Consider the following 19804-nt stretch of genomic DNA (forward strand, 5'->3'; position numbering starts at 1 on the left):
ATTAGACATATTAAAAACACGTATTCTGGCATTTGTGCCGAACAATGGCAAAAATGTCATAAGATTGACATAATAATGACGCAATCACTAAAACAATATTGAAATATCTTTGCTGAGTAATCATTAAAATATATTAAAATGAAAAATCAGAACTTCTCAATTAAAATTAAGGACTTACGAAATCGTAAGGGATTTTCTCAAGAACAATTATCAGAAGCATCAAAATTAAGTCTAAGAACTATTCAACGAATTGAAAAAGGTGAGTCAATACCCCGTGGAGATACATTAATTAAATTAACACAGGCTCTTGGAGTTACTCCAGACGAACTTTTAGTATGGGCGGAGCTTCAAGACAAGGGCTATTTAACTCTTTTGAATTTAAGTGCCATGGCAGGGCTATTATTTCATCCTATATTGGGAATAATAATCCCATTAGTAATGTGGATACTTAAAAAGGATAAGATAAAGTTTGTAGACAATTATGGGAAAAGAATCATTAGTTTTCAAATTACTTGGACATTGTTAATCTATTCCGTTTTTTTAATTGCAACAAAAGGTTCTAATATTAAGTTTGATTTTAATATTTTTGATATTCTATCAGCTTTGGTTAATTTCAATATTGATAAACAACTTATTTATATTGTCATTATCGGCATTCTTTATTTATACAATCTTTCATTAATATTTAAAAATTTGAGACGAATAAAAAAGGAAAAGGAAAGTTGGTATTTCCCCGCGATATCTTTTCTAAAATAAAAATTATTAAATAGAATTAATTATTTGGCGACCCTATTTACTAAAATTGCAAAAACAGTTTGTATTGAGTTTACTGTCTGTTTATTTTGGCTAACTTATCTCTTACATTACTTACAAGCCAAACAGTCAAAAACACGAACTTCTAGAATAGAAAAAGGGTCGAAAAAATATTTAATGGAAAAGCCTTAAATGATTGTACTTTCCATACTCTAAATGCCTGCTTAAATGTGACGGTTCTCATAAACACTTGTAATTTAACTTTATTCTTACCTTTATTTAAATTATTGTAAAATAAATGCAATAGATTAAAAAAGTGTCGTCTTTACTATCAAAGAACCTTCAAACTGGTTTTTTAAATGAATTTGGAAACAGAAAATAACAAAAAACTTAAGGATTTTTTTGGAAGTGAATATCAATCGCTCAAACGGTTTGTGAACACAAAAATAAGTGATACCGCAAACAGAAATGCAGAAGATATTATTCAAGATGTTGCCTTAAAATTATTTTCTGGTGCAGATCGATATGCTCCTATAAATAATGTTGCTGGTTTTGTGTACAGGTCCATAAAAAATAAGATAATTGATGTATTGCGTACTTCTAAACCAAGCCATTCTCTTGATGTTGACAGCCATTATTTAGAGTTGGCAGAAGTATTCAACACTACTGCGGAAACGTATACTTCAGAAAAAATGAAATTGGTTTTAAAAGAATGTATTCAACAATTAAAGCCTGCTTATAGAGATATCATTATTGCGGTAGACTTTGAAGGGTATACGTATAAAGAAATTTCAAAAGAAACAGGAATTCCTGAAGGAACTTTAATGTCTAGAAGGCATAGAGCCATTGGAATATTATATAAAAAAATAGAAATAAAAATTAACAATTATTAAATATAGAAATCATGAAAAATTTTTTCACTCATAAATTTAGAAAAAAATCACCCTTAGAGATTGTTGGAATAATCATTTTTGGTGCCATTGCCATTACGGGGCTGGCAATATTATTTGGTTTTGTAATCATGTGGTTATGGAATTGGTTAATGCCACTGATTTTTGGTCTGCCACTACTCAACTATTGGCAAGCTGTTGGGTTATTTATTTTACTTAAAATTCTTATTGGTGGATGTGGAACCGGAGGCAGTAGTAAATCATCTAAGCATTCAAAAAATGAATGTAAAGATGATTCTAAAACCGATTTTTCAAAATGGAAACATTATGATAAGTTTTGGAAAGAAGAAGGCGATGCTTTTTTTAAGCAATTTGTTGACAAACAAAATTCTCAAAATGAGGATAATAGTACTCAATCAGAATCACATTAAAATACGATTATGGAACTACTCATATTTAAAACCGATATAAAATCTAGAAAAAAGGTAAAATCTTTAAGACCAATATTTAAAAAGCATTCTGATATTTTACAATGGTCAGTTGATTTAGAGGATATTGATAATGTACTAAGAATTGAAGCTACTGATAATCTAACAGAAAATGAAATTATCGATTTGGTTCAGTTAAATGGTTTTTATATAAAAACATTACCAGATTAAAACAGCTAAACAGGAGTTAAATTTTAATTGTTTATAAAATCAAAAAAGTACTTTTGAATACATTGAAAAGGGAGTTTTCAATATAACAAAAGTACTTCAACTCACAATAATTGCTAACCACTATATTGTTGAAAGAGCCAGTTCTGTAACATTTAAAATATTAGACGGAACTTTGGTTCCATTTACAATTTTATCTGGAGAGACAGGTCCTTCATTATCTGATACAACCGATGTAACATGCGTTGTTGAGTTATCTATCTTATATTCTTTTCGAAACCCTACAAGTTGTATAGAAATATTTTTATCTCTAGAACCTTCGTTTGCAAACTCTTTTATCAATTGCAATACATCATAGTCTATATATATTGTATTAGAAGCATCAATTACTACTTCACTATTTTCTGGTAAGTGTGCAAAAGTTTGTTTGATTGCCGCTTTATTTAAAAATGATACTTCTTGTGCTAATTCCATATTAATAATTTCACCAGCGGTATGTTTATCTTTCTTAAAGAAGTAAGCTAATTTTACATTACCACGTAAAATAAAGTAAATACTAACCGCTAAACCAATACCAACACCTACTAATAAATCGGTCATAACTATGGCAACTACTGTGATTACAAACGGTATAAATTGAAATTTTCTACTATTTTTCCACATGTGTACAAATATTCTAGGACTCGCCAACTTATACCCTACTACTAATAGAACAGCAGCTAATGACGCTAACGGAATTTTGTTTAAAAAGAACGGGATAGTAATCACTGCTATCATTAAAAAGACACCATGTGAAATGGCAGCAATTTTGGTTCTACCACCAGACTCAACATTGGCAGACGTTCTCACAATTACTGAAGTAACAGGTATTCCTCCAATCAGAGAACTAATCATATTTCCAATGCCTTGTGCTTTTAATTCTCTATTTGTTCGTGTATATCTTTTTAACGGATCCATTTTATCAGCTGCTTCAATACATAATAAAGTTTCAATACTTGCAACAGTAGCAATGGTAATGGCCACCACCCAAATTTCAGAATTCCCTATTTGTGAAAAATCAGGAAGACTAAATTGACTCCAAAATTGATTCATAGATTCCGGTATTGGCAGACTTACCAAATGGTCTTGTCCAATTGCCAATGAAGAACCTGTTAATTTAAAAACTTCGTTGATAGCGATACCCGCTAAAACCGCTATCAAAGCACCGGGTAAAGATTTCATTTTCATCAAAAATGGCACTTTCATAAAAGCTATTAAAATGGCCAAAGAGGCTAATACGACAATTAAAGCTCCTGGATGTATATAATTAACCATATTGCTTAGGGTTTGAAAGATTTGATGCTCACCTGTTGCATTGATATAAAAATAGTCACCTTCATGCATTTCATCGAAACCAACAGCATGTGGTAATTGAGATAATATGATAATAATACCGATAGCGGCTAACATACCTTCAATTACGTTAGAGGGTAGGTAATTAGACAAAACCCCTGCTTTTAAAAAGCCAAAAATGATTTGCATTGCACCTGCTAAAAAACCTGCAAGTAAAAAGGCTTCAAAAGAACCTAAACTTGCAATAGCTGCAAGTACAATAGCCGTTAACCCAGCTGCTGGACCAGAAACACTCAGTTGCGAATCACTAAGCATACCTACCACAATACCTGCCACTACACCCGATATAATACCCGCAAATAATGGGGCTCCACTTGCCAATGCAATCCCCAAACACAAGGGTAAGGCCACTAAAAAAACTACTAATCCAGATTTTATATCTGATTTTAAATATTTTGTCGAAAAATTTTTCATATTTATTTTTTATTATTGAATCTCTTTTATAAATGTTACTAGTTAAAAATGTTTATTAATGAAAATTTTTGTTGTGGTAGTTCTGTCGAAACTTTATAAGGAACTTCAACAATGTTAGTTACATTCTTTTTAAGGTATTTTGTAGGATCAAACCATCTTTTACCATGGTAACAGAGCGATTTTTCTTTTGGTACAATAGCATCATTTGCATTTAACTTGATTAAGAAATTTTTAAATGCATAAGAGTTTACACCCGTAAATAATTGAATACTTATACTATTGATATTCTTTTTATGTTGATGTACAAGACTTTTCTTCGCTGAAATAAAGTCATCGTTAAGTTGTTTGTTAATTTGCTCGCGGCCATTAAAGTGCATTAACGTGATGCGGTTATCTGGTAATTTGTAACCTGCGAGCAAAATAATATCTATGCAACTATCTGGATAATTTAAAATAACATATTCTACAAGCTGTAATGACTCCGTTGTAAAATCAGTTGGAATTAATATTTTTTTCATGTTTTTAACTTTTGGACAAAACTAATTGCCTAAAGTTAGAACCGTATAAGAACCAAATTAGAATGAGATTAGAATTTAAAACCCCTTAATATGTATAGGTAGATTTACTTTGAAGTGTAATTTTAACCATTGTACCCCTATTTATTTGTGAAACTACCCTAATTTCACCTGAATGCATTTTAATAATACGGTATGCTAAAGGAAGTCCAAAACCAAAACCATCTATTTCTCTTACATTAGAGGCTCTGAAAAAAGGTTCAAAAATATTTTTTAATTCATCGTCTGGAATACCAACACCTTCATCATTTATAAGAACAATAATGTTGCCTGTCTCTGATATTAATTTTAAGGTTACTTTTTTATAATCAGAAAACTTACACGCATTTTCTAAAATATTACTTAGAGCTACTCTTAATAAAGAGTCACTTCCTAAAACGGTTATAGCATCTTCATTTTCTGGTAACCCTTCAAAATCTATTTTTATTTTGTTATCAGGAATTGAAACGTCAAGATTCTTTTTTATATCTAATACCAATTCATCAATTCTAATGGCGTCAATGACAAAACCCTTAGAATCAAAATCAGTTTTCGCCAATTTAAGTAATCCGTTCACCAAAAAATCGAGTCGCGATGCTTCTCTATCTATTTTGTTCAAAATACTAAGGTAATAAACTGCACTTCTTGGCTTATAAAGTGCGATTTCTATTTGGCCTAATATTGCCGTAAGCGGATTACGAAGTTCATGAGAAGCATTATTGATAAAATTACTTTGTAAATCGAAAGATATTTGCAACCTATCCAACATCTTATTAAAAGTAGTTGAAAGCTCTGCCAATTCATCTTTTCCATCTGCCGTATTTAAACGTAATGATAAATTTTCGGCTCGTATGGTGTTTACTTCCTTTATAATTTTTGAAATAGGACTTAATGCTTGTTTTGCGTAATACGTACCAAATATGGAAATAAAAGCAATACTGATTAGAAATGCAAAAATTAGCGTGTCTCTTAAATTATCAAGTTTACCAAATCCATAAAGGTCAGTTGCTGATAACACAACAATAAAATCTCCTTGATTATCGTGATATAATAAACCTGTGTAATAATACTCGTTTTGCTTTAGTTCTGCATATCCATTTTTAAATATTTTATCATAAAAACTGTCTGGAAGACTATTATCTAGGGCTTTTAATGGTTTTTTAAATTTAGCATCTACAGGATATATAACTTCTTTTTCGTTGGGTAATGTTTGTAAATGTTTAACCCGAATATCTTCATAAATATCACTGTTTAATTCATCTGCTTCCAAATAACCTTCTGCAGCAATGGTTGCTCGTTGACTTAAACGCAGGTAAAATTCACGTTCTGTATAATCTTTAGACAGTAAATAAATAATGATAAAAACGGCCGTTAAAAACAAGCTTGTCAATACTATAAAAACGGATGTTATTTTTGTTCTTATCTGCATTTATATCATCTTATTATTTAAGTATATAGCCCATTCCGATTACTGTATGTATCAGTTTTACTTCAAAATTTTTATCAATTTTATTTCGTAAATAATTGACATATACATCTACCACATTGGTACCCATATTAAAATTAATATCCCACACTTTTTCAAGTATATCTACACGGTTTAATACCCTGTTTTTATTTAATAATAAGTATTGCAATAATCGAAACTCTGTTGAAGTCAAACTAATCTCCTCGCCTGCTCGTGTTACCAATTTAGCCTCTGTATCTAATTCTAAATCTTTTAAGGTTAATTTTGGGTTGTTAACAACAGGTACACCTTTAGTTCTAGTACGAGCACGAATTCTAGCCAAAAGTTCTTTAAACTTAAACGGTTTTATAAGATAATCATCTGCACCAGAATCTAAACCTTTAACGATATTTTCAGTAGTTCCTAAGGCGGTTAGCATTATTATAGGAAGATAGGTATATCCCATTTCTCTAATTTTTTTTGCAACTTCTCTCCCATCCATTTTTGGCAAAATAACATCAAGTACTACTAAGTCTATTTGCATTTGCTGCAATAAATCTAAACCGTTAGAACCATTATAGTCCAAAAAAACCTTATAGCCAGATTCTTGAAGTCCTTGACTTATAAATGCCGCAACATTCGGTTCGTCTTCTATTACTAATATTTGCTTTACGATTTTATATAAAATTTAGATAATCTGCAAAGATATAGTATTGTGTGAAAGAGGATTCATTCTCAGGTTAGAATTCCATTAGAATATGAAATGGTGGTATTAAATTGTTTACTATGAAGCATATGACCATGTTTTGTTTTTTAATTTTTAATCTTGAAACTTAACACTATCTTTGCCATCCATAAAAAATAAACATGTCCTTTTTAAAAGAAATTGAACGCCGAAGAACTTTCGGAATTATATCGCATCCAGATGCGGGTAAAACTACATTAACTGAAAAACTATTACTTTTTGGTGGTGCCATACAAGAAGCCGGTGCTGTAAAAAATAATAAAATAAAAAAAGGTGCTACGTCGGATTTTATGGAAATTGAGCGTCAACGTGGTATTTCTGTAGCAACATCAGTATTGGCTTTTATCTATAAAGACAAAAAGATTAATATTTTAGATACACCTGGACATAAAGATTTTGCTGAAGATACCTTTAGAACTTTAACGGCTGTAGATAGTGTTATTGTGGTAATTGATGTGGCAAAAGGTGTAGAAGAACAAACCGAGAAATTAGTAGAGGTTTGTAGAATGCGTAACATACCCATTATCGTTTTTATTAATAAGTTAGACCGTGAAGGTAAAGATGCCTTTGATTTATTAGATGAAGTAGAACAAAAATTAGGATTAAAAGTTACGCCTTTAAGTTTCCCTATTGGTATGGGTTACGATTTTAAGGGTATTTATAATATTTGGGATAAAAAATTAAACCTATTTTCTGGTGATAAAAAACAAGTGGTCTCAGAAGGCGTTGAATTCGATGATATAAACAACCCTGAATTAGATATTATGATTGGCGAAAAAGCAGCCAATGTATTACGTGAAGAGTTAGAATTGGCCATAGAAGTGTATCCAGATTTTGATTTGGAAGCCTATAGAGCGGGACATCAACAACCTGTGTTTTTTGGTTCCGCCTTAAATAATTTTGGCGTAAAAGAATTGTTAGATTGTTTTATTGAAATTGCTCCTTCCCCACAGCCTAAAAAAGCTGAGGAACGTTTGGTAGATTCTAAAGAGGAAACATTAACGGGGTTTGTATTTAAAATTCACGCCAATATGGATCCTAAGCATCGAGATCGTTTGGCATTTGTAAAGATTGTATCAGGTACTTTTAAGCGAAATGCTCCGTACTTGCATGTCCGTCATAATAAAAAATTAAAGTTTTCTAGTCCCAATGCGTTTTTTGCAGAGAAAAAAGAAATTGTAGATGAGTCTTTTCCCGGAGATATTGTAGGCTTGCATGATACCGGACATTTTAAAATTGGAGATACCTTAACAGAAGGTGAAGTATTGCACTTTAAAGGGGTGCCAAGTTTTTCTCCGGAGCATTTCCGTTATGTAAATAACGCGGATCCTATGAAATCTAAACAGTTGACTAAAGGTTTAGACCAGTTGATGGATGAAGGAGTTGCTCAATTGTTTACCCTTGAGATGAATGGTAGAAAAGTAATAGGAACGGTTGGTGCGTTACAATATGAAGTAATTCAATACCGTTTAGAACATGAATATGGTGCAAAATGTACTTATGAAAACTTAAATGTTCATAAAGCATGTTGGGTAGAACCTACAGATCCTAAAAATGATGAATTTGCAGATTTTAAACGTGTTAAACAACGTTATTTGGCAAAGGATAAACAAGGACAATTGGTATTTTTAGCCGATTCTGCTTTTACCATGCAAATGACACAAAGTAAATACCCAAGCGTTAAATTACATTTTACAAGTGAGTATTAAAAAACGATTTATGAAAAAAGTATTGCTATTGAGTGTTTCATTTTTTATTATGAGCAACACATTTGCCCAGCAAAAAATTGAAAAACACTATTTTGATCAATTAGGAATTAAAACGGATAGTGTAAATGCTGTCACCAGTTCACATTATATTTTTTCAGATACGATCACTGGTGCTGGTGTATTAAAAAAGTTTGATAAATCTGGAAAATTGATTATTGAATCCTATTATTCAAATTTAAATATAAAGAATTCTAGTATTGATCGTTGGACGAGACATGGTACTAGTAAAATTTATAATCCGTCAGGGTATCTTCAAATCATAGAAAATTACAAAGACGATAAATTAAATGGCGAATTAGTTACCTATTACAAAGATAAAAGTATAAGACGAAAAGATATTTTCAAAAATAATACTTTCGTTGAAGGCCAATGTTTTGATGAAAAAGGTAACGAAATTGAACATTTCGACTATTTTATTCATCCTGAATATGAAGGTGGGGTTAACGCTATTTATAGTCACGTAAGAAAACAAATGCGATACCCAGAATTAATGCAACAACAAGGTATTTCGGATAAAGTATATGTTCAGTTCACTATTTCTAAAGAAGGAGCACTAAAAAACATTAGAGTTAATAAAAGTAAAAGCGATCTCTTTAAAAAGGAAGCCATACGCGTTGTTAGTTTAATGAAAAATTGGATACCGGGATCAAGAGATGGTGAAAAAATAGATGTAAAATATACACTGCCTATTAGTTTTAAGGTCTATTAAAATAATTTTATCACAATATCAAACGAAAAAAAGGCTCCAAAACGGAGCCTTTTTCAATTAACCAACTATTATTAATTATGGCTTAATCACCTTAAAAACACCAGTGTTTTCGCCAATATTAACCTTTACTACATAAGCACCAGATGCCAAATGTTGCATGTCAAGTTTAGATTCTAAATTAACCGCTTCTTTTGTCATTATTACTTGTCCGATACTATTATATACATTTATCGATGAGATTTCTTCACTAGATTCTAAGGTTAATTCACCTTCTACCACAGGGTTAGGATAGTACCTAAAACCAACACTTTCCAAACCTTTAATACTTGATCCTTGTACACCCATTAATTTATAATCGTCTATACCAACACCCCATGTTAAAGAGTTTTCATCATCAAAAACGAATTCAACTTTAAAATCGCTATTGATATACGGAGTAACATCTAAAACACTTGAAGTATGCTCACCACTATTTTTATCACCAGAATCAGCAGCCGTATTTAAAATGTTTTGCCAAATTTCGCCATCCCAAACATTTACTTTGAATGAACCATCACTGGCAAAAGATCTTAGATTGTAGGTGATTTCTATAGAAGCTTCCACAATACCTTTTTCAACCAAATTAATTGAAGGACTTGTTAAACCTACCACGTTGTGGTTGAAGCTACCTGCGTTATAATCATTAAAAACCACACCACCCGATTCAAAAGAAGCAGGGTTTTCCATACCACTCCCTTTTAGAGGGGTTGTATCACCAAAGGTCCAACTATGACCATTTGCAGAATTAGTAGCTGACCATCCGTCAGGCATACTTGTTGAGTTAAAATCTTCGTGTTGCAACTGAGCGTTTGCTATAAAGCCAACACAAACTAAAATATATATAAAACTTAATTTTTTCATCTTTCTAAATTATTTAATTAAAACTGGCTTAATAAACTTCTACTTCTACACGTTGAACAAATACTGCCGTATTACCTGCCGCATCAGTCACGGTCCATTCTCTTACCCATAAATCAGCTCCATCTCTCGCTCTCACACATTTTGTAAAGGCTCCATCCATTTCAATATGCTGGCCACTAGCAATAGCTTGTCCGTTTGCATTACCCGAATAAGCTAAATAGAAAGCAACACTTGGATAACCAAATTGATCTCTAGGTCCAATATCTAAATAATGTGGATCACTATTTACTAATGCAAGATTATCATTTGCATTTGCTCCAAATCCTTTAAAATCATTGGTTTTTGTAAAATCTACATTAGCATATTTATGTCTGTCTTTATCCGCTGCAGTTGGTGCTTGTCCACCTGCATTCATCCACAATGCATAACCCATTACGGTATCAAAGTATAAATTAACATCCCAACCAGAATTGGTGTCGGTGTTGTTTCGTATTCTTCCTAATATTTTAGCAGAACCATCGAGTACTTGAACATAATGTCCTTTGCTCCAAGAATAATCTGTGTTACCTGCCATTCCATTAAATGTAACATTTGAATCTGTATTGGTCGTATTAAAATCAATATCACAAGATTCTCTACTTTTATATTCTTTATATTCTATAGTAACTGCTGAACAGTTGTCAGAAAAAGTAACCTCTGGCATTTGAGAAAGGTCTTCTAATAAAATGTAATCCTGAAAATTATCTGCGGTTGGTAATTCTGTATCATTTTCTACACAACTACATCTCACATTTGTTTTAATGGCACCACCCATAACCCAAGATTGTCCATTTACGGTTTGACCATTCTTTTTAGTACGTGTATCTATTTTTATTTCTATCTCATCTACGTTACTAGCAACATTTGTCATTTCAAGTTCAAAAACTTTAATACAACATTGTCCTGTAGGAAAACTATCAATTGTCTCTGTTAATTCAGCAAAACTACCGTCAGCTGCAGAAACTTCAATATGAATATATCTTCCGTCTGGTGTTAATTCAGAAATAGGTAATTCTACAGTTACCGTTCTAGGACCTGAATCCGTTTGAATAGGAATTGTAGTTGTTTCAATATTATTATAACCACTTAATGCAGTAAAAACTCCTGAACTAGAAGTTCCATTATTTTTCTTTCTAAATACATACGCTAAAATAGATTGTGCATGACTGGCTTGTGCCGTATTATTATAATTAACTGTTGAAGTAGCTGGTAATTCAGCTCTATAATACCAAACATTGGTGCTACCACCAGTGGGTACCACTCTAGAGGCTGCATACGTATTACCGTCAGCATCTTCAATTTCTATAGTACTTCCAGGGTTATTCCCTTTGTAAACGATTTCAACAACAACACGCTCAATATCTTTAGTATCCCCAATACTTAAAGAAACAGGCACATTATTTTTTAATCCTAAACTTAATAATTCAACTTCAATACCGTCATCACAGGTATACGACCATCCTGGGTCTGTAGTACTGGTAAAGGAATTTGAGTTGATTGGCACCTCTTTTGAAGTAACAATTAAACCTTCATTAGCGAAGGCTGTTAGTTGTGATAGTAATAAAACCATCACAAATAATTCTGTTAAATAATTTTTTTTCATGGTGTTTAGCTTTAATTAGAATTGCGAAAAAATCGCCGTTGATATTCCTATTTATATATTAAACAACTAACATTTAAAAATTCCTACCCCTATCCTAAAGTTTTTTTTATTTTTTTTTATTTGATTCAACTTTTCTCTATTTTTAATTCTTTATTTTTACCCAAATTACATTTAAATTAAAAATTCATTTTTTAACAAACCCCATGGATACAACTAAAATTATTGAACTGTTAAGTTATACGTTACCTGCTATTGTAACAGGATTAGTGGCTATTTTCTTTTTTAAACAAGTAAGTAAAAACGAATCTAACAGACGTACGTTTACGCTGTTAAAAGAAAATCAAAAAACAGCATTACCCCTACGCTTGCAAGCTTATGAACGCATGGTTCTTTTTTTAGAACGAATTTCTCCTAACAATTTATTAGTGAGAGTAGTACCTTCTAGTGAAGATAAACCTGCTTATTTCAAAAAATTATTAGCAAACATAGAACAGGAATATGAGCATAACCTTGCTCAACAAATTTACATTAGTAGCAATTGTTGGAAAACGATAGTAACTGCAAAAAATAACACCCTAAATTTGTTGAAAGAAACCATGTTAGAAGGTGAAGTAGGTACGGCAAACAAAATGAGAGAAGCCGTATTGCAAAAACTTTTAAATGAAGAATCACCTACTCAAACAGCAATTGAACTTGTGAAACATGAGGTGAAAAAAATTATGTAGTAACAAATTCTTTCAAAGGTGTTTCTAGAAATAATTAATTTATTTATTTAAAAATAGTATTAGATTAATATCTATACGCTAATATCCCTATGAAATTATGAATAAAATTATTTTATCCTGCGTTTTTTGTCTACTAAGTATTAGTTTCAATTATGCACAACGAATTCCTGCAGACACTATAAAAACTAACGATGGTACTATTGTCATTCAACCTATAACACATGGATCTTTAGTTCTTCAATGGAATAACATGACCATTTATGTAGATCCATATGGTGGAGCGGAACTTTTTAAAGGAATGGCTGCTCCTGACCTTATTTTAATTACTGACATTCATGGGGATCATACAGATATAAAAACATTGGCTGGTATAGATACTAAAAAAGCAACGTTTATTGTACCTCCAGCTGTAGCCGAAATGCTTAAAACCGATTATGAGAGTCAATTGGAAATAGTTAAGAATGGAGAAATGTCTGTTCATGGAGAAGTTTTCATCAATACTATTCCTATGTATAATTTGCCTGAAGAGGAAAATTCTAAGCATCCAAAGGGACGAGGCAATGGTTATTTTATAAATCTCGGAGGTAAAGCTATTTATATTAGTGGTGATACGGAAGATATTAAAGAAATGCGAGCTTTAAAGGATATAGATATCGCCTTTGTTTGTATGAATTTACCTTATACCATGGATATTAAACAAGCCGCAAGTGCTGTGCTAGAATTTAAACCAAAAATTGTATATCCTTATCATTATAGAGGCAATCCGGATATGAGTGATACCAAAGCTTTTAAAAAGTTGGTAACTGATAAAAACAGTACTATTGATGTAAGACTTAGAGATTGGTACAAGAAATAATTACAACACACTATGTATCAAGAGATTCTAGTTGTTTTAGGCTCCCCTAATTCTCCAAATGGAGATTTAGGTACTATTTCTATCAGCAGATTAAACAGTTGTTTAAAACGTTATAAAAAGAATAATTTAGTACTTTGCACTGGTGGTTGGGGGCCACACTTTAATATTTCATCTGAATCTCATGCTTCTATTGCCAAAAATTATTTAATTGACAAAGGAATTCCTGAAAATGCTTTTTTAGAATGTGCTTTATCATCAAACTCTGTTGATGATGCGGTTAAAATTATTCCTATTATCAAAAACTTAAGCCACATTAAGTTGACAGTTATAACTTCTGATTATCATTTAGAAAGGGTCAAGCTGATTTTTAATGAAATATTAAAAGGGTTTACAATTTCTTATGTTGGTGTTGAAAGTGATTTACCTAAGGATAGTTATGATACTATCATAGCACATGAAAAGAAAGCCATACATTCAATTCAAAAAAACGGACTTTACTATTAATATTTGTAGTGTAGCTTTTAATTTTAATAATTTTATTTATAGACATGGAAAATAATCAAATTAATTATATTGAATTTAGAGCTAAAAATCTTGATGAGATAAAGAAATTTTACTCCAAAGCATTTGGCTGGATTTTTACGGATTATGGACCTACTTATACCGCATTTACAGATGGCAACCTTGACGGTGGATTTGAATTTACTGAAGATGATATTGTGAATGGAGTTTTAGTTGTTTTGTATCATAAAACCCTAAATATTATAAAAAATAAAATATTGGAGGGTGGTGGTACAATAACCAAAGATATCTTCTCTTTTCCTGGTGGAAAAAGGTTTCAATTTTTAGATCCTTCTGGAAACGAACTCGCCATTTGGTCAGATAAATAAAACCAATAAAGGTTACTTGATTAGTGTAAGTGCTTTGGGACAGATTCTTTCCGAAAACTTGCGGTATGCTTTACCTGAAGGATGTAAATTGTCACTAGCTACCAAATCAGGATCATTTAATCCTTGTCTGGTTATATCTGTAATGTTTATAAAGAGTACACCATATTTATTCGCAGTATCTTCAGCAAACTTATTATACTGGTCAATTTCACTAGAAATTTTACCGGGATTACCACTTTGTCCAAAAGGTGTATAAGCATAATCCGGAATGGAAACTACAATTACATTATTCTTATTGTTATTAGCCAGTTGGATTGCCTTCTCTAATAAAATGACGAATTCTTTTTCATAAATACTAAATAACCGCCCTTGATATTGATTGTTTACACCAATAAGTAAGGTTACTAAATCATAAGAAGCTCTCTTGGTTCCATAATCTATAGCGTTAATTAAACTACTAGTTGTCCAACCTGTGGTGGCTATAATTTCTAAATCTATTTGAGCTTCAGGCGTATCTTCAAGACATTTGGCCAATTGAGCGGGGAAACTTTTTTCAGAAGAAACACTCTGCCCAATGGTATAACTATCGCCTAACGCTAAATAGTGTTTTATCGTATTAACTGGTACAGTAACCGTGTCTGTTGCTATATTTGTAGTATCTGACACCATAATTATGGAATCATTTTCTGTAATTAAACTTTCTGTTTCAGGTAGAATTGTATTATTAGCCGTACAACTAGTTAAAATAATTAGGATAGTTAAAGCTTTTAAAATATGCATAATTTGCTTTTTATACTATTTACGAAAAAATAAGAAGTACAGTTTTATAGCATCATATTAAAACTGTAGAAAATAGTTCATCAAGTCTATAACTATTCTAAAATAGTTGGAATGGGTTTCCCCATTTTTTCTTTTGAAACAGAAACGTTCAACAACTCAAGTACAGAAGCTGCCACTTGATTGTTATAGAATTGAGTATCCTCTTTAACCTCACCTTTTGCCACCATTTTTGGGCCCAATACAGCTAACCAAGTTTGAGTAGCTCCAGCCACTTCTTTTCCATGACCAGTCCAGCTACTGCTCTTTTCTACGCCTACGCCTCTACCATGGTCAGTCGTAATAATAAAATAAGTGTTGTTTTTATAAAATTCATTTTCTTGAACGTAGTTCCATAAATCTTCAATTAAAGCATCCGTGTTTTTTAAAGACTTTATATAAGAATCAAATGAACCACCATGTGCAAAATCATCTGTTTCACCGTATGCGATATATACTAATTTCGGATGATTTTTCTTAATATATTCTTTAGCAAAATGATGTGTAAACACATCCAAACGTACATTTTCCCAAATTATAGGAGCTTGCCGCTGCATTTCATTTAATAAAACTTCTTGAGTATTTAAATTTTCAGAAGCATCCATATAACCAGCATTTACTGGAATTCCACTACGCTTATCATTAATTATATAAGGAAAGACATCCCAACTAGCAAATGCAGCCACTTTACCTTTATAAGCAGGTAAATTGTTTACTTTCTCTAAGATGGTTGTGTTTTTATTATACGTTTTATTATTACTATCGATATTCTCATCATCAGAAAAACCACTTAGAATCTCATTATAGCCAGGATATGAAAAGACCATTTTGTTAATTACATCAACTTTACTCCCGGCATTTCTGTTACCATATAATTGTCCCTTGGTAGCAATAGTATTCCAGAAAAAAGGCATTAATTTTTTTCTTTTTTCTTCTGGAGTGTTTCCTTCAAATAAACTTATTAAGTGTTCCTTATTTTCTGTGTAACTTTTATTTTCTATTAATTTAGAATCTATACCTGTAAATACTTCTTGCCATCTCACTCCATCTAATGTGATTAAAAACACATTTGGCTCTTTATTTTGAGCACAAAATGCCATGGGCACAATTAGAAAAGCAATTAAAAAATATAGTTTTACAGGTATCTTCATTTTAAAGGAAAAGCTTTAGAATATAGATTAACGAATTAACTTTTTATATTTAATACGTTTTGGCATTAAATCACCACCTAAACGTTGTTTCTTATTTTCTTCATATTCACTAAATCCTCCTTCAAAGAAATACACTTCACTATCACCTTCAAAAGCTAAAATATGTGTACATATTCTATCTAAAAACCAACGGTCGTGACTAATAACAACAGCACAACCTGCAAAGTTTTCTAGCCCTTCTTCCAAAGCTCTTAGTGTATTCACATCTAAATCGTTAGTAGGCTCATCTAAAAGTAATACATTACCCTCTTCTTTTAGTGTCATGGCTAAATGCAATCTGTTACGCTCACCACCAGAAAGTGTACTTACTTTTTTATTTTGCTCACTTCCAGAAAAGTTAAATCGACTTAAATAAGCTCTAGAATTAACTTGCTTGCCTCCCATTAGAACTAAATCTTGTTCATCAGAAAAGTTTTGCCAAATACTCTTATCAGGATCAATGTTCGAATGTGCTTGATCTACATAGGCAATCTTAGCGGTCTCTCCAACAATAAATTCTCCTTTATCTGGTTTTTCTTCACCCATTATCATTTTAAAAATAGTGGTTTTACCAGCACCGTTGGGACCAATAATGCCTACGATACCTGCTTGAGGTAAATTAAAGTTTAAATTCTCATATAATAATTTATCACCAAATGCTTTACTCACTCCTTTGGCTTCGATAACATTTGTACCCAATCGTGGACCATTAGGAATGTAAATTTCTAATTTTTCATCCAGTTGTTTTTGGTCCTGACTCAATAATTTATCATAATTCTTTAACCTTGCTTTCTGCTTGGTTTGTCTACCTTTCGCTCCTTGTCGTACCCAATCTAACTCACGTTCTAAAGTCTTTTGACGTTTAGAGGCTGTTTTACTTTCTTGTGCCAATCGTTTTGATTTTTGATCTAACCAAGAAGAGTAGTTTCCTTTCCAAGGAATACCTTCACCTCTATCTAGTTCTAAAATCCATCCCGCTACATTATCTAGAAAATATCTATCATGCGTTACCGCTATTACAGTTCCTTTATATTGAGCTAAATGATGTTCTAACCAATGTACAGATTCCGCATCTAAATGGTTTGTGGGTTCATCTAATAATAAAACTTCTGGTTCTTGTAATAACAATCTACATAGAGCAACACGTCGTCTTTCTCCACCGGATAAATTCTTTATAGGTGTATCACCTTCAGGAGTTCTTAAGGCATCCATGGCAATTTCTAACTTGGTATCTAATTCCCATGCATTAGAAGCATCAATTTTATCTTGAAGTTCTGCCTGTTGAGCCATTAGTTTCTCCATCTTATCTGCATCAGAATAGACTTCTTCTAACCCAAACATGTCATTAATTTTATTGTATTCATCAAGAATTGCAACGGTCTCTGCTACACCTTCTTTAACAATATCAATTACAGTTTTAGTATCATCTAATTTCGGTTCTTGTTCTAAATAACCCACCTTATAACCTGGAGCAAAAACAACATCACCTTGGTAATTTTTTTCAATCCCTGCAATTATTTTAAGCAAGGTAGATTTACCCGAACCGTTGAGTCCTAATATTCCAATTTTGGCTCCATAAAAGAAGCTTAAATAGATATCTTTTAATACTTGTTTATTGGTACTTTGAAAGGTTTTTGAAACCTTATTCATTGAAAAGATAACTTTTTTATCGTCAGCCATTATTTTACTAATTATTAATTTTATTATTAATTTTTGAAACTTTTACTACAAGTTCTAGGTCGTAGCATTAATTATTTTAGTAGTATCCATCGATGACCTTAAAGAAGGCCAAGAAATATGCTGTTTTACACACGTCCTTTTAGTGCATTAAACACCCATGCATTTGCAAAGAAACCGATTCCTACAGCAGCAAACCCCCATCCAGCAACATCATCATATCTAAAGGCTCCTAGGGCAATTAATATTACACCCATTGCAATCATTATTAATGTGGCATAACCCAATACGGTATTTTTGTTCATAATCATAATTTTTAGAAGTTTTGGTTGGTTGAGCAAATATCGTTACAAATATTTAGAAATGCCAATAAATGGCACATACAATTAGAAAACGGCAAAATTTAGCCTCTTAAGTGCAATTCTTTCATCACTTTATTAAAAGTATCAGAGGTTGGGGTTAAATACACTTCTCCGTCTATAATCAGTGTAGGGTATTTTAAAGCTCCATCATATAATTCCTTTGTATGCCTTGCAGCTTCTTCATCAATAGCTAAATTTTTGTAAATGAAATCAATTTCAGCCATTCTTAAAAAGTTCTTGAATGCCACAGTATGAGCATCTCCCTTTTTACCATAAATGATTATTTCCATTTTCTAATTTTTAGTTATTAAAACAAAATCAAGTCATTACATCTAAATATTTTCTTGTTTTATCAATTGCAGAGTGCAAACTAACAAAGCTGTATTATTATATTTATTTTCACTTAAAAATTGACATTGATTAACACATCATAGTCACCTTTTATGCCAATATTATTTTGAAGAAGTGCTGTTATATAACAGCTAACCTACAAAATTATTTTTTTTATGTTCGCCATCGCAATAGGGTTTATTGTTTGAAGCACCACACCGACAAAAAGCGGTTACTTTCTCTTTTATATCAATTGAACCATCAATTTTGGTAACTTCACAAGTTCCATTGACTAAGAGTGGTCCGTTTTCAGCAACAGTTATTTTAATATTTTCCATTTTCAATATTTTTTATTTGGTTTCGTTTTTATAAAGATTTTTCAAAATCATTAATCGCTTTAATAAATTCAATATTCATTTGTTTATCTGTAATACCTTGTTCGCTATAATTTACATTAAAAAAGGGCAATGAAAAATTAGCTATAATATCCGATCCCATAAAAGGAAATTTACCCAAGGCTAGCTCCATTACAGATGCTCCTCCTCTACCTCCTGGAGATGTTGATAATAGTAGCATCGGTTTATTTTTCCAAACCATTCCATCAATTCTAGACGCCCAATCCATAATGTTTTTAAAGGCAACGGTATAAGCTCCATTATGTTCGGCTAAAGAAATTAATATTCCATCAGAATCTTTAAGTAATTCATTAAATCGCTTAGCATCTTCTGGGTATCCATTTTCAATTTCTTCATCAATACCATATAAAGGTAAATCGAAATCATTTAAATCTAAAATAGTTACATCTACATTTTTTAATTGTTCTGAAGCCAAAACAACCAATTTTTTATTTATGGATTGCTTGCTGTTACTTCCTGCAAAAGCAATAATTTTCTTTTTAGGCATTTAATAAAATTAGGGTTATATAGTAAGATTTTATCAAAGATACGATAAAAAGTTCTTTTTAAAGATTATCTGATGATCGGCACATATCGTTTTAAAAACTTTTTATTTTTCCTTATCTGTAACTTTAAAAAAATAAAGTTACGACCGCTCCAAAGTAGAGGTGAAATGGGAAATATCCAGTAAT

23 protein-coding genes are annotated in these 19804 nt (G+C 31.6%); 10 read left to right on the forward strand and 13 right to left on the reverse strand.

Annotation, left to right across the window (positions count from 1 at the left end; all coding sequences use genetic code 11):
- Window positions 1–138: 138 nt before the first annotated feature.
- The 4 genes from JBL43_RS09760 to JBL43_RS09775 all read left to right on the forward strand — a co-directional run bounded on the left by JBL43_RS09760 (window position 139) and on the right by JBL43_RS09775 (window position 2302).
- Window positions 139–756 carry a helix-turn-helix domain-containing protein gene (locus tag JBL43_RS09760; protein ID WP_198841263.1) on the forward strand — a complete coding sequence of 206 codons (618 nt, stop codon included), beginning with the start codon at window positions 139–141 and terminating at the stop codon, window positions 754–756.
- Between the two features lie 356 nt (window positions 757–1112).
- The gene (locus JBL43_RS09765; RefSeq protein WP_198841264.1) at window positions 1113–1646 is read left to right on the forward strand and encodes an RNA polymerase sigma factor; all 534 of its coding nucleotides are present in this window, start codon (window positions 1113–1115) and stop codon (window positions 1644–1646) included.
- Between the two features lie 11 nt (window positions 1647–1657).
- On the forward strand, window positions 1658–2074 hold the full coding sequence (locus JBL43_RS09770; RefSeq protein ID WP_198841265.1) for a hypothetical protein: 417 nt from the start codon (window positions 1658–1660) through the stop codon (window positions 2072–2074).
- 9 nt (window positions 2075–2083) lie between these two features.
- Window positions 2084–2302, forward strand: coding sequence for a hypothetical protein (locus JBL43_RS09775; RefSeq protein WP_198841266.1), 219 nt, complete (start codon window positions 2084–2086; stop codon window positions 2300–2302).
- A gap of 120 nt (window positions 2303–2422) precedes the next feature.
- On the opposite strand, the gene JBL43_RS09780 is transcribed toward JBL43_RS09775, so the two are convergent.
- From JBL43_RS09780 to JBL43_RS09795, 4 genes are all read right to left on the reverse strand, one after another.
- The gene (locus tag JBL43_RS09780) at window positions 2423–4105 is read right to left on the reverse strand and encodes a SulP family inorganic anion transporter (RefSeq protein WP_198841267.1); all 1683 of its coding nucleotides are present in this window, start codon (window positions 4103–4105) and stop codon (window positions 2423–2425) included.
- A gap of 38 nt (window positions 4106–4143) precedes the next feature.
- Complete coding sequence (locus tag JBL43_RS09785; protein ID WP_198841268.1) at window positions 4144–4623, reverse strand: hypothetical protein; 480 nt, start codon at window positions 4621–4623, stop codon at window positions 4144–4146.
- 85 nt (window positions 4624–4708) lie between these two features.
- The gene (locus JBL43_RS09790; protein WP_198841269.1) at window positions 4709–6088 is read right to left on the reverse strand and encodes a HAMP domain-containing sensor histidine kinase; all 1380 of its coding nucleotides are present in this window, start codon (window positions 6086–6088) and stop codon (window positions 4709–4711) included.
- 13 nt (window positions 6089–6101) lie between these two features.
- Window positions 6102–6782, reverse strand: coding sequence for a response regulator transcription factor (locus JBL43_RS09795; protein WP_438839433.1), 681 nt, complete (start codon window positions 6780–6782; stop codon window positions 6102–6104).
- 191 nt (window positions 6783–6973) lie between these two features.
- On the opposite strand from JBL43_RS09795, the gene JBL43_RS09800 reads away from it, so the two are divergent.
- Together JBL43_RS09800 and JBL43_RS09805 are read left to right on the forward strand one after the other, a co-directional pair.
- Window positions 6974–8560 carry a peptide chain release factor 3 gene (locus JBL43_RS09800; protein WP_198841270.1) on the forward strand — a complete coding sequence of 529 codons (1587 nt, stop codon included), beginning with the start codon at window positions 6974–6976 and terminating at the stop codon, window positions 8558–8560.
- Between the two features lie 10 nt (window positions 8561–8570).
- Complete coding sequence (locus JBL43_RS09805; protein WP_198841271.1) at window positions 8571–9329, forward strand: energy transducer TonB; 759 nt, start codon at window positions 8571–8573, stop codon at window positions 9327–9329.
- Window positions 9330–9404: 75 nt separating this feature from the next.
- Here the strand turns inward: JBL43_RS09805 and JBL43_RS09810 are convergent, their stop codons facing one another.
- Both JBL43_RS09810 and JBL43_RS09815 read right to left on the reverse strand, forming a co-directional pair.
- Complete coding sequence (locus JBL43_RS09810) at window positions 9405–10229, reverse strand: T9SS type A sorting domain-containing protein (protein ID WP_198841272.1); 825 nt, start codon at window positions 10227–10229, stop codon at window positions 9405–9407.
- 28 nt (window positions 10230–10257) lie between these two features.
- Window positions 10258–11871 carry a hypothetical protein gene (locus tag JBL43_RS09815; RefSeq protein ID WP_198841273.1) on the reverse strand — a complete coding sequence of 538 codons (1614 nt, stop codon included), beginning with the start codon at window positions 11869–11871 and terminating at the stop codon, window positions 10258–10260.
- A gap of 203 nt (window positions 11872–12074) precedes the next feature.
- Here JBL43_RS09815 and JBL43_RS09820 point away from each other — a divergent pair, with 203 nt between their 5' ends.
- The 4 genes from JBL43_RS09820 to JBL43_RS09835 all read left to right on the forward strand — a co-directional run bounded on the left by JBL43_RS09820 (window position 12075) and on the right by JBL43_RS09835 (window position 14342).
- Window positions 12075–12596, forward strand: a complete 522-nt coding sequence (locus JBL43_RS09820) for a DUF7935 family protein (RefSeq protein ID WP_198841274.1) — start codon at window positions 12075–12077, stop codon at window positions 12594–12596.
- A 97-nt stretch (window positions 12597–12693) separates the two neighbouring features.
- Entirely contained in the window at window positions 12694–13452 is a 759-nt protein-coding gene (locus tag JBL43_RS09825) for an MBL fold metallo-hydrolase (protein WP_198841275.1), read from the forward strand.
- A 12-nt stretch (window positions 13453–13464) separates the two neighbouring features.
- Window positions 13465–13956 carry a YdcF family protein gene (locus JBL43_RS09830; RefSeq protein ID WP_198841276.1) on the forward strand — a complete coding sequence of 164 codons (492 nt, stop codon included), beginning with the start codon at window positions 13465–13467 and terminating at the stop codon, window positions 13954–13956.
- Between the two features lie 44 nt (window positions 13957–14000).
- On the forward strand, window positions 14001–14342 hold the full coding sequence (locus tag JBL43_RS09835) for a VOC family protein (RefSeq protein ID WP_233098747.1): 342 nt from the start codon (window positions 14001–14003) through the stop codon (window positions 14340–14342).
- A gap of 12 nt (window positions 14343–14354) precedes the next feature.
- Here the strand turns inward: JBL43_RS09835 and JBL43_RS09840 are convergent, their stop codons facing one another.
- The 7 genes from JBL43_RS09840 to JBL43_RS09870 all read right to left on the reverse strand — a co-directional run bounded on the left by JBL43_RS09840 (window position 14355) and on the right by JBL43_RS09870 (window position 19620).
- Entirely contained in the window at window positions 14355–15122 is a 768-nt protein-coding gene (locus JBL43_RS09840) for an SGNH/GDSL hydrolase family protein (protein ID WP_198841277.1), read from the reverse strand.
- A 92-nt stretch (window positions 15123–15214) separates the two neighbouring features.
- The gene (locus tag JBL43_RS09845; protein ID WP_233098748.1) at window positions 15215–16309 is read right to left on the reverse strand and encodes a sulfatase-like hydrolase/transferase; all 1095 of its coding nucleotides are present in this window, start codon (window positions 16307–16309) and stop codon (window positions 15215–15217) included.
- Window positions 16310–16336: 27 nt separating this feature from the next.
- Window positions 16337–18028: an energy-dependent translational throttle protein EttA gene (gene ettA, locus JBL43_RS09850; protein WP_198841278.1), complete on the reverse strand. Its 1692-nt coding sequence runs from the start codon at window positions 18026–18028 to the stop codon at window positions 16337–16339.
- A gap of 125 nt (window positions 18029–18153) precedes the next feature.
- On the reverse strand, window positions 18154–18336 hold the full coding sequence (locus tag JBL43_RS09855; protein WP_232829152.1) for a CAL67264 family membrane protein: 183 nt from the start codon (window positions 18334–18336) through the stop codon (window positions 18154–18156).
- Window positions 18337–18428: 92 nt separating this feature from the next.
- Window positions 18429–18677 carry a thioredoxin domain-containing protein gene (locus JBL43_RS09860; protein WP_198841279.1) on the reverse strand — a complete coding sequence of 83 codons (249 nt, stop codon included), beginning with the start codon at window positions 18675–18677 and terminating at the stop codon, window positions 18429–18431.
- A gap of 192 nt (window positions 18678–18869) precedes the next feature.
- Window positions 18870–19055: a CDGSH iron-sulfur domain-containing protein gene (locus JBL43_RS09865; RefSeq protein ID WP_198841280.1), complete on the reverse strand. Its 186-nt coding sequence runs from the start codon at window positions 19053–19055 to the stop codon at window positions 18870–18872.
- 28 nt (window positions 19056–19083) lie between these two features.
- Window positions 19084–19620 (reverse strand): NADPH-dependent FMN reductase, encoded by a 537-nt coding sequence (locus JBL43_RS09870; protein ID WP_198841281.1) that lies wholly within the window; start codon window positions 19618–19620, stop codon window positions 19084–19086.
- Window positions 19621–19804 lie beyond the last annotated feature (184 nt).

The sequence above is a fragment of the Aureibaculum flavum genome, assembly GCF_016406085.1.
GTDB classification, from domain to species: domain Bacteria; phylum Bacteroidota; class Bacteroidia; order Flavobacteriales; family Flavobacteriaceae; genus Aureibaculum; species Aureibaculum flavum.